The organism is Streptomyces sp. Q2, assembly GCF_056820935.1.
The window spans coordinates 118,363-131,940 of record NZ_JBXEJE010000010.1 but is presented as its reverse complement, the minus strand read 5'-3'; the positions used below and the strand labels follow the sequence as shown (position 1 = coordinate 131,940).

General features: G+C 70.1%; 15 protein-coding genes. 7 read left to right on the top strand and 8 right to left on the bottom strand.

What is annotated here, in order from left to right:
* Window positions 1-46 precede the first annotated feature (46 nt).
* The gene (locus tag ACWBNA_RS13210; protein WP_482704508.1) at window positions 47-334 is read left to right on the top strand and encodes a DUF1905 domain-containing protein; all 288 of its coding nucleotides are present in this window, start codon (window positions 47-49) and stop codon (window positions 332-334) included.
* Here the strand turns inward: ACWBNA_RS13210 and mgrA are convergent.
* A complete protein-coding gene (mgrA, locus tag ACWBNA_RS13205) occupies window positions 324-1,316 on the bottom strand; it encodes an L-glyceraldehyde 3-phosphate reductase (RefSeq protein WP_482704507.1) in 993 nt (330 codons plus the stop codon). The two genes, ACWBNA_RS13210 and mgrA, sit on opposite strands and share 11 nt — an antisense overlap.
* Before the next feature lie 127 nt (window positions 1,317-1,443).
* Between mgrA and ACWBNA_RS13200 the strand changes: the two genes are divergently transcribed.
* Window positions 1,444-2,328 carry a LysR family transcriptional regulator gene (locus tag ACWBNA_RS13200; RefSeq protein ID WP_482704506.1) on the top strand — a complete coding sequence of 295 codons (885 nt, stop codon included), beginning with the start codon at window positions 1,444-1,446 and terminating at the stop codon, window positions 2,326-2,328.
* Window positions 2,329-2,356: 28 nt separating this feature from the next.
* Window positions 2,357-2,872, top strand: coding sequence for a mycothiol transferase (locus tag ACWBNA_RS13195; RefSeq protein ID WP_482704614.1), 516 nt, complete (start codon window positions 2,357-2,359; stop codon window positions 2,870-2,872).
* On the opposite strand, the gene ACWBNA_RS13190 is transcribed toward ACWBNA_RS13195, so the two are convergent.
* Both ACWBNA_RS13190 and ACWBNA_RS13185 read right to left on the bottom strand, forming a co-directional pair.
* The gene (locus tag ACWBNA_RS13190; protein WP_482704505.1) at window positions 2,854-3,924 is read right to left on the bottom strand and encodes an adenosine deaminase; all 1,071 of its coding nucleotides are present in this window, start codon (window positions 3,922-3,924) and stop codon (window positions 2,854-2,856) included. The two genes, ACWBNA_RS13195 and ACWBNA_RS13190, sit on opposite strands and share 19 nt — an antisense overlap.
* A 24-nt stretch (window positions 3,925-3,948) precedes the next feature.
* On the bottom strand, window positions 3,949-4,362 hold the full coding sequence (locus ACWBNA_RS13185; RefSeq protein WP_482704504.1) for a VOC family protein: 414 nt from the start codon (window positions 4,360-4,362) through the stop codon (window positions 3,949-3,951).
* 209 nt (window positions 4,363-4,571) lie between these two features.
* Between ACWBNA_RS13185 and ACWBNA_RS13180 the strand changes: the two genes are divergently transcribed.
* Complete coding sequence (locus ACWBNA_RS13180) at window positions 4,572-5,279, top strand: dienelactone hydrolase family protein (protein WP_482704503.1); 708 nt, start codon at window positions 4,572-4,574, stop codon at window positions 5,277-5,279.
* A 227-nt stretch (window positions 5,280-5,506) separates the two neighbouring features.
* Here ACWBNA_RS13180 and ACWBNA_RS13175 read toward each other — a convergent pair whose 3' ends face one another.
* Window positions 5,507-6,169 carry a maltokinase N-terminal cap-like domain-containing protein gene (locus tag ACWBNA_RS13175; protein WP_482704502.1) on the bottom strand — a complete coding sequence of 221 codons (663 nt, stop codon included), beginning with the start codon at window positions 6,167-6,169 and terminating at the stop codon, window positions 5,507-5,509.
* Window positions 6,170-6,245: 76 nt separating this feature from the next.
* Here ACWBNA_RS13175 and ACWBNA_RS13170 point away from each other — a divergent pair, with 76 nt between their 5' ends.
* Window positions 6,246-6,704, top strand: coding sequence for a pyridoxamine 5'-phosphate oxidase family protein (locus ACWBNA_RS13170; RefSeq protein WP_482704501.1), 459 nt, complete (start codon window positions 6,246-6,248; stop codon window positions 6,702-6,704).
* A gap of 67 nt (window positions 6,705-6,771) precedes the next feature.
* Here the strand turns inward: ACWBNA_RS13170 and ACWBNA_RS13165 are convergent, their stop codons facing one another.
* From ACWBNA_RS13165 to ACWBNA_RS13150, 4 genes are all read right to left on the bottom strand, one after another.
* Window positions 6,772-7,677, bottom strand: coding sequence for an oxidoreductase (locus ACWBNA_RS13165; RefSeq protein WP_482704500.1), 906 nt, complete (start codon window positions 7,675-7,677; stop codon window positions 6,772-6,774).
* 64 nt (window positions 7,678-7,741) lie between these two features.
* Window positions 7,742-8,632 (bottom strand): glycoside hydrolase family 19 protein, encoded by an 891-nt coding sequence (locus tag ACWBNA_RS13160; protein ID WP_482704499.1) that lies wholly within the window; start codon window positions 8,630-8,632, stop codon window positions 7,742-7,744.
* A 193-nt stretch (window positions 8,633-8,825) separates the two neighbouring features.
* Entirely contained in the window at window positions 8,826-10,148 is a 1,323-nt protein-coding gene (locus ACWBNA_RS13155) for an aldehyde dehydrogenase family protein (protein WP_482704613.1), read from the bottom strand.
* A gap of 122 nt (window positions 10,149-10,270) precedes the next feature.
* Window positions 10,271-10,717: a MarR family winged helix-turn-helix transcriptional regulator gene (locus tag ACWBNA_RS13150; RefSeq protein WP_482704498.1), complete on the bottom strand. Its 447-nt coding sequence runs from the start codon at window positions 10,715-10,717 to the stop codon at window positions 10,271-10,273.
* Between the two features lie 157 nt (window positions 10,718-10,874).
* Between ACWBNA_RS13150 and ACWBNA_RS13145 the strand changes: the two genes are divergently transcribed.
* Together ACWBNA_RS13145 and urtA are read left to right on the top strand one after the other, a co-directional pair.
* Window positions 10,875-11,987 carry a substrate-binding domain-containing protein gene (locus tag ACWBNA_RS13145; RefSeq protein ID WP_482704497.1) on the top strand — a complete coding sequence of 371 codons (1,113 nt, stop codon included), beginning with the start codon at window positions 10,875-10,877 and terminating at the stop codon, window positions 11,985-11,987.
* A gap of 314 nt (window positions 11,988-12,301) precedes the next feature.
* Entirely contained in the window at window positions 12,302-13,558 is a 1,257-nt protein-coding gene (urtA, locus tag ACWBNA_RS13140; protein ID WP_482704496.1) for an urea ABC transporter substrate-binding protein, read from the top strand.
* Window positions 13,559-13,578 lie beyond the last annotated feature (20 nt).

The window sequence follows — 13,578 nt, the reverse complement described above, 5'->3', positions numbered from 1 at the left end:
CCCGGCGGTCTCTTGGGGAAAGAACCACCGGGAGCGGAGAGACACCATGGATACGACCGCGGAACTGGACGCCGAGTTCACCGCCGTCCTGCGCAAAAGCCCGCAGGAGGGCGGCTGGACCTATCTCGTCTGGCCCGGCTCCGTCGCCTTCTTCGGCACCCGGGGACTGGTCAAGGTGCGCGGCACGATCGACGGGCACCCCTTCCGCAGTTCCTTCATGGCCCTGGGCGACGGCACCCACAAGCTGCCTGTGAAGGCAGAGGTGCGCAAGGCGATCGGGAAGGAGGAGGGCGACACCGTGACCGTGCGGCTGGAGGAGCGGATTACGGCTTGATCACCGCGTCGATGCGGGCCAGCTCGTCGGCGTCGAAGTCCAGGTTGCCGAGGGCGCCGACACTGTCCTCCAGCTGCCGTGCGCTGCTCGCACCGACGAGGGCGGAGGTCACCCGGCCGCCGCGCAGCACCCAGGCCAGCGCCAGCTGGGCCAGGCTCTGCCCACGGGACTTGGCGATGTCGTCGAGGTCGCGCAGCCGGCCCACCAGGTCCTCGGTCACCGCGTCCGAGTTCAGGAAGGGGCTGTCACTGGCCGCCCGCGAGCCCTCGGGGATGCCGTCGAGGTAGCGGCCGGTGAGCAGGCCCTGCTCCAGCGGGGAGAAGACGATGGAGCCGACCTGGAGCTCGTCCAGCGCGTCGAGCAGGCCCTCGTCCTCGGGGCGACGGTCGAGCATCGAGTAGCGCGGCTGGTGGATGAGCAGGGGGGTGCCCAGCTCGCCCAGGATGCGGGCGGCCTGCCGGGTCTGCTCCGCGGAGTAGTTGGAGATGCCGACGTAGAGCGCCTTGCCCTGCTGGACCGCCGAGTGCAGGGCGCCCATCGTCTCCTCGAGCGGAGTCTCCGGGTCCGGGCGGTGTGAGTAGAAGATGTCGACGTAGTCGAGGCCCATCCGCTTCAGGCTCTGGTCGAGCGAGGACAGGACGTACTTGCGCGAACCCCACTCGCCGTACGGGCCGGGCCACATCAGGTAGCCGGCCTTGGTGGAGATCACCAGTTCGTCGCGGTACGGCGCGAAGTCGTCCTTCAGGGCCTCGCCGAAGGCGGACTCGGCGGCGCCGGGGGGCGGGCCGTAGTTGTTGGCCAGGTCGAAGTGGGTGATGCCGAGATCGAATGCGCGGCGCAGGATGGCGCGCTGCGTCTCCACCGAGCGGTCCGGGCCGAAGTTGTGCCACAGGCCGAGCGACAGCGCGGGCAGCTTCAGGCCGCTGCGTCCGGTGCGCCGGTAGGGCATGTCCGCGTAGCGGTCGGGGTGTGCGGTGTACAACGCGACTCCAGAAGGGTTGACACGGTGGAACCAGGTTCCCTGAGAACCGGTTCCCACTCTTTCGCGACCTGGGGGCAGTGGTCCAACAGGAGAATCCGATGGAATTCAGCGGATAAGCTTCTCAATCATGGAACTGCGCCATCTTCAGCACTTCGTGGCGGTCGCCGAGGACCAGCATTTCACCCGGGCCGCCGAACGCCTGCTGGTGTCCCAGTCCGGCCTGTCCGCCTCCATCCGCGTCCTGGAGCGGGAGCTGCAGACCCCCCTGTTCGTCCGCACCACCCGTCGGGTGACGCTCACCGAGGCCGGGCGGGCACTGCTCGGTGAGGCCGAACGGATCCTGGCACAGGTGCGTTCGGCGCACGAGGCCGTCGCCGCCGTGCAGGGCGTGCTGCGCGGCACGCTGGCGCTGGGCACCGAGCAGTGCATCGCGGGCGTGCACGTGGCGAGGCTGCTGGCCGCGTTCCGGCGGCTCCATCCGGACGTGGAGATCCGGCTGCGGCAGGCGGGCGCGGGCGCTCTCGCCGAGGAGGTCGCCGCGGGCCGGCTCGACCTGGCGTTCGCGGTCCGTACCCAGGCCGACTCCGACCAGCTGCGTTCCGTACCGCTGACCAGTGAGCCGATGACCGTGCTGTGCCATCCCAGCCACCGGCTCGCGACCGGCGGCGCGGCGGTGACACCGGACGAGATCGGCGGCGAGGTCTTCGTCGACTTCCACCCCGACTGGGGGCCGCGCCGCATCACCGACGCCGCGTTCGCCGCCGCCGGCGTACGGCGGACTGTCTCCCTGGAGGTGAACGACGTGCACAGCCTGCTCGACCTGGTGGACGAGAACCTGGGCATCGCCGTCGTGCCGCGGCATTTCCGGCGCAAGCGGGAGGCACTGACCGCCCTCCCGCTGAAGGGCACCGACGAGGCGGCGTACGAGACGGTCGCGCTGCTGCCGCCCCCGGAGGCGGCCAGCCCGGCGGCGCGGGCGCTGATGACCCTTCTGGAGACAGAGGGCGCGTGACGGTCGCGGATGCGCGATGGTGGAGCGTATGCATGCCAAGGACATCCTCATCGACGCGTACGGCCGCATCCAGGAAGAAGTCCATGCCGCGGTCGAGGGCCTCGGCCCTGACGACCTGGGCGCCCGTCCCGCCACCGACGCGAACTCCGTCGCGTGGCTGGTCTGGCACCTCACCCGGGTGCAGGACGACCATGTGGCCGACGCCTCCGGGCTCGACCAGGTCTGGTTGTCACAGGGCTGGGAGAAACGCTTCGGACTCGACCTCCCGCGCCGGGACACCGGCTACGGGCACAGCTCGACGAAGGTCGCCAAGGTGCGGGTCGACTCCGGCGACCTGCTGACCGGCTACTACGACGCCGTGCACGAACAGACCCTCACGTACGTGCGCGGACTGACCGCCAAGGACTTCGAGCGCGTCGTGGACGAGCGCTGGGATCCGCCGGTCACCCTGGCCGTACGGCTGGTCAGCGTCCTGTCCGACGATCTCCAGCACGTCGGACAGGCCGCCTACGTTCGCGGGCTGCTTCAGAGCGCGGACGCGTAGCCCGGCAGGACGACGTCCTCGATCAGGGCTCGGCGCTCGTCGAACGGCACGAACGCGCTCTTCAGGGCGTTCACCGTGACCGTGCGCAGGTCCTCGACCGTCCAGCCGGCCTCCTCGACCAGCAGGGACATCTCCCGGGTCATCGTCGTGCCCGACACCAGCCGGTTGTCGGTGTTGAGGGTGACGCGGAAGCCCAGGTCCTTCAGCTCGGTGATCGGGTGTTCGGCGATCGAGGTGGCCGCGCCGGTCTGGAGGTTGGACGTCGGGCACATCTCCAGGGCGATGCGGCGGTCGCGCACCCAGCCGGCCAGCCGGCCGAGCTTGCCGTCCACGATGTCGTCGGTGATGCGGACGCCGTGGCCGATGCGCTGGGCGCCGCACACCTGCAGGGCCTGGTGGATGCTGGGCAGGCCGTGCGCCTCGCCGGCGTGGATGGTGAAGGGCACGTTCTCGCGACGCAGGTGCTCGAAGGCGGCCAGGTGGTCGGCGGGCGGGAAGCCGTCCTCGGCGCCCGCGATGTCGAAGCCGACGACGCCCGCGTCGCGGAAGGCGACGGCCAGGTCGGCGGTCTCCTTGGTGCGGTCGAACATCCGCATGCCGCACAGCAGCGTGCCGACCCGCACCGCGGTGCCCGAGGCCGCCGCCTTCGCCATGCCCGCGGCCAGACCCTCCTGGACGGACTCGACGACCTCGGGCAGGGCCAGCCCGCCGTTGACCATCAACTCGGGGGCGTAGCGCACCTCGGCGTAGACGACCCCGTCCGCGGCCAGGTCGAGGACGTATTCCTCGGCCGTGCGCAGCAGGCCCTCGCGGGACTGCATCACGGCGAGGGTGTGCTCGAAGGTGGCTATGTAGCGGACCAGGTCACCGGAGTTGGCGGCCTCGAAGTACCAGGCGGCGAGGGCGTCGGGGTCGGTGGTCGGCAGGGTGTGGCCGACCGCGTCCGCGAGCTCCACCACGGTGGCGGGGCGCAGACCGCCGTCGAGGTGGTCGTGCAGCACGGCCTTGGGCAGCCGGCGGAGGGTTTCGGTGTCGATGCGGGGCGCGGTCATGTGCGTGTTCCTCGGCAGTGGTTCTCAGTCGGTGGCGGGCTGGAGGTCGGTGGCCGGCTGGAGCAGGTCCCAGCGGTTTCCATACAGGTCCTGGAAGACGGCGACCGAGCCGTACGGCTCGTGGCGCGGCTCCTCCAGGAAGGTCACTCCCGCGGCGAGCATGCGGGCGTGGTCGCGGGCGAAGTCGTCGGTGTGCAGGAAGAAGCCGACGCGCCCGCCGGTCTGGTCGCCCACCCGGCTCTGCTGCGACTCGCCCTTCGCGCGGGCCAGCAGCAGATCGGAGCCCGACTCCCGCGCGCTCGGCCGAACGACGACCCAGCGGGAGCCGTCGGGGCGCGGGGTGTCCTCGACGAGCCGGAAACCGAGGGCCTCGGTGTAGAAGCGGATCGCCTCGTCGTAGTCGTCGACGACGAGGGTGACCAGGGCGATGCGTCTCATCGGGACCTTTCGGGACGGGTGATTGACGGGAGAGGTTATACGTAAAACGCCATGTGTGCCAGTCAGCCGGTTCACGTGCGCCGGTCAGCCCATTCACGTGCGCCGGTCAGCCCGGAGGGGCACGCGCAAGAGGCCTCGCCCGCGTGACAGGGTGGAGATCACCTTCGGGGCATGCCCCCGCCAGTACTGCCGTACAGGAGTCGAGTGCCATGACCGAACTGCCGAAGTCGACCGGTGCCCCCGCCCGTCAGAACGTCACGTTTTCCAGTGGCGGGACCACCGCGCACGGCTATCTGGCGCTGCCGCCCGCCGGGCGCGGACCGGGCGTCATCGTCATCCAGGAGTGGTGGGGCCTGACCGACCACATCGCCGACGTGGCCGACCGGCTCGCACGGGAGGGTTTCGTCGCCCTCGCCCCCGACCTCTACGGCGGCAACGTGGCCCACGAGACCCAGGAGGCCCTGCGGATGATGCAGGCCCTCCCCGTCCCGCGCGGTGTCGAGCTGCTGTCCGGCGCCGTCGACCACCTGCTGTCACTGCCCGAGGTCACCTCGGACACCGTCGGTGCGGTCGGCTTCTGCATGGGCGGCGGCTTCGTGCTGTACCTGGCCGCGGCCGACCCGCGGGTGAGCGCCGCCGTGCCGTTCTACGGCGTCATCCAGGGGGAGATGCCCGACTTCACGGGGCTCAAGGCGCAGATCCTGGGCCACTTCGGCGAACTCGACGAGAGCATCCCCGCCGAGACGGTCGACGCGCTGGCCGACGCCATTCGACGGGAGTCGGGGATCACCCCCGACTTCCGCCGCTACCCGGCCGGCCACGCCTTCTTCAACGACGGCCGCCCGGTCCACCACCCCGAGTCCGCCGCCCGCGCCTGGCAGAGCACCGTGCCCTTCCTGCACGAGCAGCTGGGCTGAACCGCTCCTAGGGCACTCCTAGGGCCTGTCATCACATTCCCGTCGTCCGCCCGGAGGGCGGGCCTGCGGCGTCAGGTGCGTGCTCTCGGCGTGCCGGGGGCAGGCCCTCGTACCGGTTGTACGTGGGCCTGCGCCCGGTGCGGCGAGTGGGGGCACTTCCTACGCCCTCGACGCAGTGGGGGAGCGTGCACGGCGTCGCGGGGCAGGCGGGAATGTGACGACAGGCCCTAGCTCCCCGCACCGGGGCGCAGGACCGCGACGAGCCCCTGGGCGCGTGTGCCGTCCGGTGCGTTCCACGGGGCGGCGACGTGGCCGATCGCACCCTGCGGCAGGAGGGAAACGCCGTCCGGGGCGGGGCGCAGGATCCTGTGCAGGTGGAGCGACGCGCCCTGCGGGAGGGACAGGTGGGTGCCCTCCTGGTCGTCGGTGACCGTGAGAGCGGCGGAAGGGGCGGCCGCCTCGGCCACGTAGGAGCGGGTGACGTCCCGGTCGGGGGTGTCGTTGACGCTCTGGGCCTGGGCCTGCGCGCGGCCCTCGATCAGGGCGAGCAACTCGGCCACCAGCACCGGGTCGTGGCAGCCGTCGTAGGCCCAGCGGCGTCCCAGCACACCGTGCTCCATGGTGCCGACGAGGGCGTGCTCCGCCCCGTCCAGCGGTGCACCGCGATAGGTCAGCGGCACCAGGTAGGTGACCGGCCGGCCACTGGAGGTGTCCGTGACGACCATGAACTCCATGCCGACCTCGCCGGCCGGATCGTCCAGCCGGAACCCGCCGGCCCTCGCCAGTTCCGGTTCGCCCGGCCCTGTGGAGTACCAGGAGCGGGTGGGCAGCCAGGCGGTGAGCAGTTCGAGCTTGGTCGGCTTCAGGGTGGTGTGGTGGATGACGGCCATGCCGCGGACTCACTTTCCGTGGTGGATGCGGGCCTTCACACTGTCGCACCGGCGCCTGGCGGGTAGCGTCCCCTTCATGAAGATCACCGAGCCGGCCCGCCCCGCCGAGCAGCGCAAGCGTGACGTACTGGCCCGTCTGGAAGGGGAGTTGGACGTCTGGGTGGCCACGGCCGACGCCGACGGGCTGCCCTGCCTGGTGCCCCTGTGGTTCGTGTGGGACGGGGACGACGTGTGGATGTGCACGCGGCTGACCAGTCCCACGGGCCGCAATCTGCGCGACGGCGGCCGGGCCCGGCTGGCGTTCGGGGACACCCAGGACGTCGTGCTCCTCGACGGTGAGGTGCGGACGTTCGAGGGGCCGGACGCTCCGGACTCGGCGGTCGGCGCGTTCATGACCAAGACGGGCTGGGATCCGCGGCAGGACAGCGCGTCGTACGCGTTCTTCAGGGTCCGGCCGCGCGCCGTGCAGGCCTGGCACGGGGAGCACGAGCTGCGCGGGCGGTACCTGATGCGCGACGGGGTGTGGGTGGTCTGAGGCGGGAGCGAGCCGCACCTGACAACCGCGTCCACGTCCCTCGACCGGCCTTGGGGTGCGGCCTGTTTCAACCCACCTTCTGGTGAAGCCCGTTGAGCGCGGCCACCTCTTCGTCGGTGAGGCGGACGGCGCCCGCGGCCACGTTCTCGGCGAGGTGGTCCGGGTTGCCGGTGCCCGGGATGGACAGGACGTGCGGGCCCTGGTGCAGCGTCCAGGCGATCCTTACCTGGGCGGGGCTGACGCCGTGGGCCCGAGCGACCGCGAGGACCTCCTCGTCGTGGGCGGTGGTGGCGCCCTGCGGCCCTGCCTCACCGGCGACGGCGTAGAACGGCACGAAGGCGATGCCCTGTTCTCCGCAGAGGCCCAGGAGTTCGTCGGTGGCGGGGTCGCGGTGGTCGAGCCCGAACCGGTTCTGCACGCACACCACGGGCGCGATGGCCTGCGCCTCGGCGAGGTGCCGGGGCTCGACGTCGGAGATGCCGAGGTGCCGGATCAGGCCCGCCTCGCGCAGTTCGGCGAGGGCCCCGAAGTGCTCGGCGATCGAGTCCTGCCGCATGCGGCGGAGGTTGACGACGTCGAGGTGGTCGCGGCCGAGCTGGCGCAGGTTCTCCTCGACGTGTCCGCGCAGCTCGTCGGGGCGGGCCGAGGTCCCCCACTGCCCCGAGTAGTCGCGGTACGGGCCGACCTTGGTGACGACGACCAGGTCGTCGGCGTACGGCGACAGCGCGCTGTTGATGAGTTCGTTGGCGGAGCGCAGGGCGGAGAAGTAGAAGGCGGCCGTGTCGATGTGGTTCACACCGAGCTCGACCGCCCTGCGCAGAACGGCGATCGAGCGCCCCCGGTCACTGGGGGTCCCGTGGTGGAAGGCCGCGCTGCCCGTCAACCGCATCGCGCCGAGACCGACGCGGTTGACGGTGAGGTCGCCGAGTTTCCAGGTGCCCGCGGCGTCCGCGGTGATCGTTTCGGAGGTCATCGGCGGAGTCTGGCATACGGGCGTTTTCCCGCCGCACGCACTTTGCGAACTCCTGTACAGCGCCTCAGCAGTACAGGTTGGCGCCCGGCGAGACCCCGAGGATCTGGGAGAACTGCTGGTACTTGGTCACCCTGCTCTGCACCTGCGCCGGGTTCTTGCCGTCGCACTCCAGGGAGCCGTTGATGCTGCGGATCGTCTGGCCGAAGCCTGCGCCGTTGACCATGGCGTTGTGCGGGGTCATGGTGCCGGGGCCGCTCTGGGTGTTCCAGTACCACAGGGCGGTCTTCCAGGCGACGGCCGCGTCGTTCTGCACCAGCCAGGGGTTGCCGAGGAGGTCGATGCCGAGCGCGTCGCCCGCGGCCTTGTAGTTGAAGTTCCAGCTGAGCTGGATCGGACCTCGGCCGTAGTACGCCGCCTGCCCCGCCGGACAGCCGTACGGCCGGCTCCAGTCGCAGTAGTGCGGGTAGTTGGCGGTGTTCTGCTCGACGACGTGCACGAGCCCGCCGGTCTCGTGGCTGACGTTGGCGAGGAAGGCCGCGGCCTCCTGCTTCTTCACCGTGTCGCCGCCGGTGTTGGCGAAGCCGGGGTAGGCGCTGAGGGCCGCCTTGAGGCCGCTGTAGGAATAGAAGGAATTCCGGCCCGGGAACATCTGGTTGAACTGCGCCTCGCTGACCACGAAGGTGCCGACGGGCGTGCCGGGACCGTTGTCACAGGCGTAGGGCTCCCAGTACCAGGTGCTGATCGTCGGGTCGTAGCCCGGGTTGGCGTGTTCGGCGACGTAGGCCTTGCCGTCGGTGTAGCGGACGATGTCGCCGGCGGCGTACGCCCGTCCGGCCACCCAGCTCGGGTAGCTGGAGCAGGCGGCGGCGGACGCGCTGGTGGCGGGCAGGAAGGCCGGCACGGTGCTTCCGAGGACGAGTGCGGTCACGACTGCGGCGATGCGGCGTCTCGACACGAGGTCAACTCCTCTGCGGAGCACGGCCGCTCCCTGACAAGGGCAGCGCGAGGCGGACCCTTGTGCGCACGTGCCGGCCTGGCCGGCCACGGCGTGGGGGCGGCCGTGGTGGGGGGTGTGGAGCCACACTCAACCGCTTTGGTATGTACCAGTCAAGGGTGTAGACCAGTTCACTCGTGTCAGCGTGATCGCGTCAGCGCAACGGCTTGCGCAGCACCGCCTTGCGGTGGCTGAACGTCTCGATCGAGTAGCGGCCGTGGTAGTTGCCCATGCCGCTTTCCCCGACGCCGCCGAACGGCAGGTCGGAGACCGTGAGATGGGCGAGCGGCAGGCCGTACCCAAGGCCGCCGGAGGAGGTCTCCTCGGCGATCCGGCGCCGCGTCTCGTCCGCCTCCGAGAAGACGTACAGCGCCAGGGGCTTGTCGCGGTCGTTGATGAAGTCGATCGCCTCGTCGAGGCCGGGGACCGTGACGATCGGCAGGATCGGACCGAAGATCTCCTCCCGCATCACGGGCGACTTGGGGTCGACGTCCGCGAGGACGGTCGGGGCGAGGTACTTCGTCGTACGGTCGCCGGCGCCGCCGACGACCACGCGGCCCGAGGCGAGCAGGCCCGACAGACGGTCGAAGTGCCGTTCGTTGACGATGCGGCCGTACTCGCCGGAGGCCGCCGGGTCACCGCCGTACAGGGCCTCGACGGCTCTGGCGAGCGCCGGCTCCAGGGCGGCGGCGGTGGCCGGGTCGGTCAGGACGTAGTCGGGGGCGACGCAGGTCTGGCCGGCGTTGAGGAACTTGCCGCGGACCAGCCGGTCGGCGACGACGTCGAGGTCCGTGCCACGGTCGACGAACGCCGGGGACTTGCCGCCGAGTTCGAGGGTGACCGGGGTGAGGTGTTCGGCGGCGGCGCGCATCACGATGCGGCCGACCGTGCCGTTGCCGGTGTAGAAGACGTGGTCGAAGCGCTCGGCGAGCAGGGCCGTGGTCTCGGGAACACCGCCCTCGACCACGGCGACCGCGTCGGTGTCGAGGTAGGCGGGCAGCAGCCGGGCCAGCACGGCGGAGGTGGCGGGGGCCATTTCGCTCGGCTTGGCGACCACCGCGTTGCCGGAGGCCAGGGCCCCGACCACCGGGGCGAGCAGGAGCTGGGCGGGATAGTTCCAGGGGGCGATGACGAGGACGACACCGAGGGGGTCGTACTGCGTCCAGGCCGTGGCGTCGGCGCCGAGGTGGGCGGGGACCGGCGCCGGTTCGGGGCGCAGCCAGTCGGCGAGGTGCTCCAGGGTGTGGTCGATCTCGCGGACGGTGAAGTCGATCTCGGTGCGGTGGGCCTCGGTGACACTCTTGCCCAGGTCGGCGTGGAGGGCGGCGGCCAGGTCGGCGCCGTTCTCCGTGAGCATCTCGCGCAGACGGCGCAGTTGGGCGGTACGCCACTCGACCGGCTTGGTGCGGCCGGTGCGGAAGGTGGCGCGCAGGCGGGCCACGATGTCGGCGGGCTGCTCGGGGGTGGGCTGGTTCACGGTGCCTCGCTGGTCTGTCATGGGCGTTCAGATATCAGATGTATATGCCAACCATTAAACTACAGAAATGATTCCGGGTACACGGAAAGCACCGTACGTGATCTTTTCCCAACAGTCCGTGATCAGCCGGAGGACTCCGCCGACGCCCCTTCGAGCGTGTCGACGAGCCGCTCCAGCAGGGCGCGCAGCAGCTCGTCGTCGCCCTCGTTCAGGACCGGCCAGCGCTCGCGGACCTCACGGCTGACGCGCCGCCAGTAGGTCAGGCCGCGCGGGGTGAGGTGGGCGAGTATGCGACGGCGGTCCAGGGGGTCCACCCTCCGGTGGACGAGGTTCTGGTCGACGAGGTGGTCGATCAGTTTGGTGAGCGTCGGCGGCGGCAGGAACACCGCTTCGGCGACCGCCGTCATGTAGTGACCCTCGCCGTCGGCGAGCAGGGCGAGCACCCGCCAGGAATCGAGCGAGCAGCCGTCCTCGTCGAGGACGGTCTGAAGCCTCCGCGCGGCCAGTCGTTCGGCCCGCGTCAACAACCGCATCAGATCCTGGGGCTGGCGCGGAGGTGGGGTGGGCATCCTTCTCCTCGGTCCCGGGGTGCGGACATCGTACAAGTGCCGCCTGCGTAAAGGGCCGTCCCCTCCTCGCACCTGCCCGCCACTCCCCCGCCCCGCCGCACCGACCGGTCCACGAGACGCACTGGAGTTCACCGGGCCGACCCGGAATCATGACCACATGTTCGAGCTCGATCCCCACCCGCTCGACTGGTTCACAGTCGACGACTCCACGATCAGCGTGGCGCTCGTGTTCCCGATGCAGGGCGCGGCAGGGATCTTCGGACCGACCTGCGAGCTGTGCGCGCGCCTCGCCATGGAGGAGGTCAACCAGGCGGGCGGGGTGCTCGGCAAGGAGCTGCGGCTGCTGCCCGTCGACGGCGGCGCCGAACCGGGCGAGATCGCCGACCGCGTCGAGGCGCTGGTGCGACTGGGCGTCGTCCAGGGCGTCACCGGCTGGCACATCTCCTCGGTACGGCAGGCGCTGGCGCCGCGGATCGCGCACCGCGTGCCGTACGTCTACACCGCGCTGTACGAGGGCGGCGAGCACACCTCGGGCGTCTTCCTGACCAGCGAGACACCCGACGACCAGCTTCGCCCCGCGATCCGGCTGCTGGCGGGCGAGCGCGGGGTGCGCCGCTGGTTCGTGGTCGGCAACGACTACGTGTGGCCGCGCCGCACCGCCCGGGCCGCCCGCGCCTACGCGCACAGGTCCGGGGGCGGCATCTGCGGCCAGGCCTATCTCCCGCTCGGCACCCACGAGTTCGACGCGGTGCTGCGCCGCATCGAGGAGTCGGAGGCGGATGCCGTCCTGATGCTCCTGGTGGGCAGTGACGCCGTGCGCTTCAACCGGGCGTTCGCCGCCGCCGGGCTCGACCAGCGCTGCCTGAGGCTGAGCACGCTCATGGACGAGAACATGCTGATGGCCAGCGGCCCCACGGCCACGGCGGACCTCTACAGCACCGCCGGGTTCTTCGCCTCGCTGGCGAACCAGGACACCCTCGACTTCCACGGGCAGTACGCGGGACGGTTCGGCGTCGAGGCGCCGGCCGCGGGCAGTCTCGGCGAATCCTGCTACGAAGGCGTCCTGTTGCTCGCGGCGCTCATCGCCCGCGCGCGGACCCTGGACGTAACGGCGATCGGCAGGGCGGCCGAGTCGGTGTCGTACGAGGGGCCGCGAGGGCTGCTGCGGCTGCGGGGCAGTCATGTACGGCAGCGGATCTACCTCGCCCGGGCGGACGGGGTGGACTTCGACGTGCTGGCCCAGCTGGACCTCGACCCAAGCCGCCCTTGACATGTACCCACCCCGCCTGGATACTTCACGCAGGAAGTAAATAGAATGCCTCGGGCGTCGTGTGAATTCCGGTGAGGAGTTCGGCCCGGGGTTTTTTTGTTTCCCGTTTCGTTTCCCGTGGAGAGTCGGAAGATACAGCCGGGTAAGTACCGCGAAACGCGTCGGAAACAGGCTGACTTGAGGCTGTGGACCGCACTTCAGGGAACCAGCCGGTACACCAACAGGGGAAAGCTGGGCGTTCGCGCCACCACCGCGCCTGAAGGGCTGTTCTTTTCTTCCCTTTCAGGTGTCCTCCAGGGGACAAGGAGGTTCTTTTGTCCAGCGTTCCCAGCATTCACCGGCGCCGGCTTCTGGCCGCTGCCGCGTCGCTCGCAGCCGTCGTCGCCCTCTCCGCGTGCGGCGCGAAGACCGACGCGGCAGGCTCGTCCGACAAGGCCGCGAAGATCGACACCAGCGGCGACACGGTCAAGGTCGGACTGCTCAACTCGCTCTCCGGCACGATGGCGATCAGCGAGGTGACCGTACGCAACTCGCTGCTGCTCGCCATCTCGGAGATCAACGCCAACGGCGGCGTGCTCGGCAAGAAGATCAAGCCGATCAGCGAGGACGGCGCCTCCGACTGGCCGACCTTCGCCGAGAAGGCCACCAAGCTGATCAAGGAGGACAGCGTCGCGGCCACCTTCGGCTGCTGGACCTCCGCCAGCCGCAAGGCCGTCAAGCCGGTGTTCGAGAAGAACAAGTCGCTGCTCTTCTACCCCGTGCAGTACGAGGGCCTGGAGGAGTCGCCGTACATCTTCTACACGGGCGCCACGACGAACCAGCAGATCATCCCGGCCCTCGACTACCTCAAGAGCCAGGGCAGGAAGAAGCTCTACCTGGTCGGCAGCGACTACGTCTTCCCGCGGACCGCCAACAAGGAGATCAAGGCGTACGCGAAGGCCAACGGCATGACGATCCTCGGCGAGGACTACGCGCCGCTGGGCTCCACGGAGTTCAGCACGATCGCCAACAAGGTGAAGGCGTCGAAGGCGGACGCCGTCTTCAACACCCTCAACGGCGACTCGAACGTGGCCTTCTTCAAGGAGTACAAGTCGGCCGGCCTGAGCGCCGCGACCATGCCGGTCGTCTCGGTGTCGATCGCCGAGGAGGAGGTCAAGTCGATCGGAACGCAGTACCTGGAAGGCCAGTTGACGGCCTGGAACTACTACCAGACCACTCCGGGCGCCGCGAACACCACGTTCGTGAAGGCGTACAAGGCCAAGTACGGAGCGGACAAGCCGACCAGTGACCCGATGGAGGCCGCGTACACCTCGGTCTACCTGTGGAAGGCGATGGTCGAGAAGGCGAAGTCCTTCGACCCGGAGAAGGTGAAGGCCGCCTCCGACGGCATCACCTTCGACGCCCCCGAGGGCAAGGTCACCGTGGACGGCGCCTCGCAGCACATCTACAAGACCGCCCGGATCGGCAAGATCGGCAGCGACGGTCTGATCGAGCAGGTGTGGGACTCCGGCAAGCCCATCAAGCCGGACCCGTACCTCAAGGGCTACTCCTGGGCCTCCAGCCTGTCCTGACCGCTCGTCGCACGGGGGCC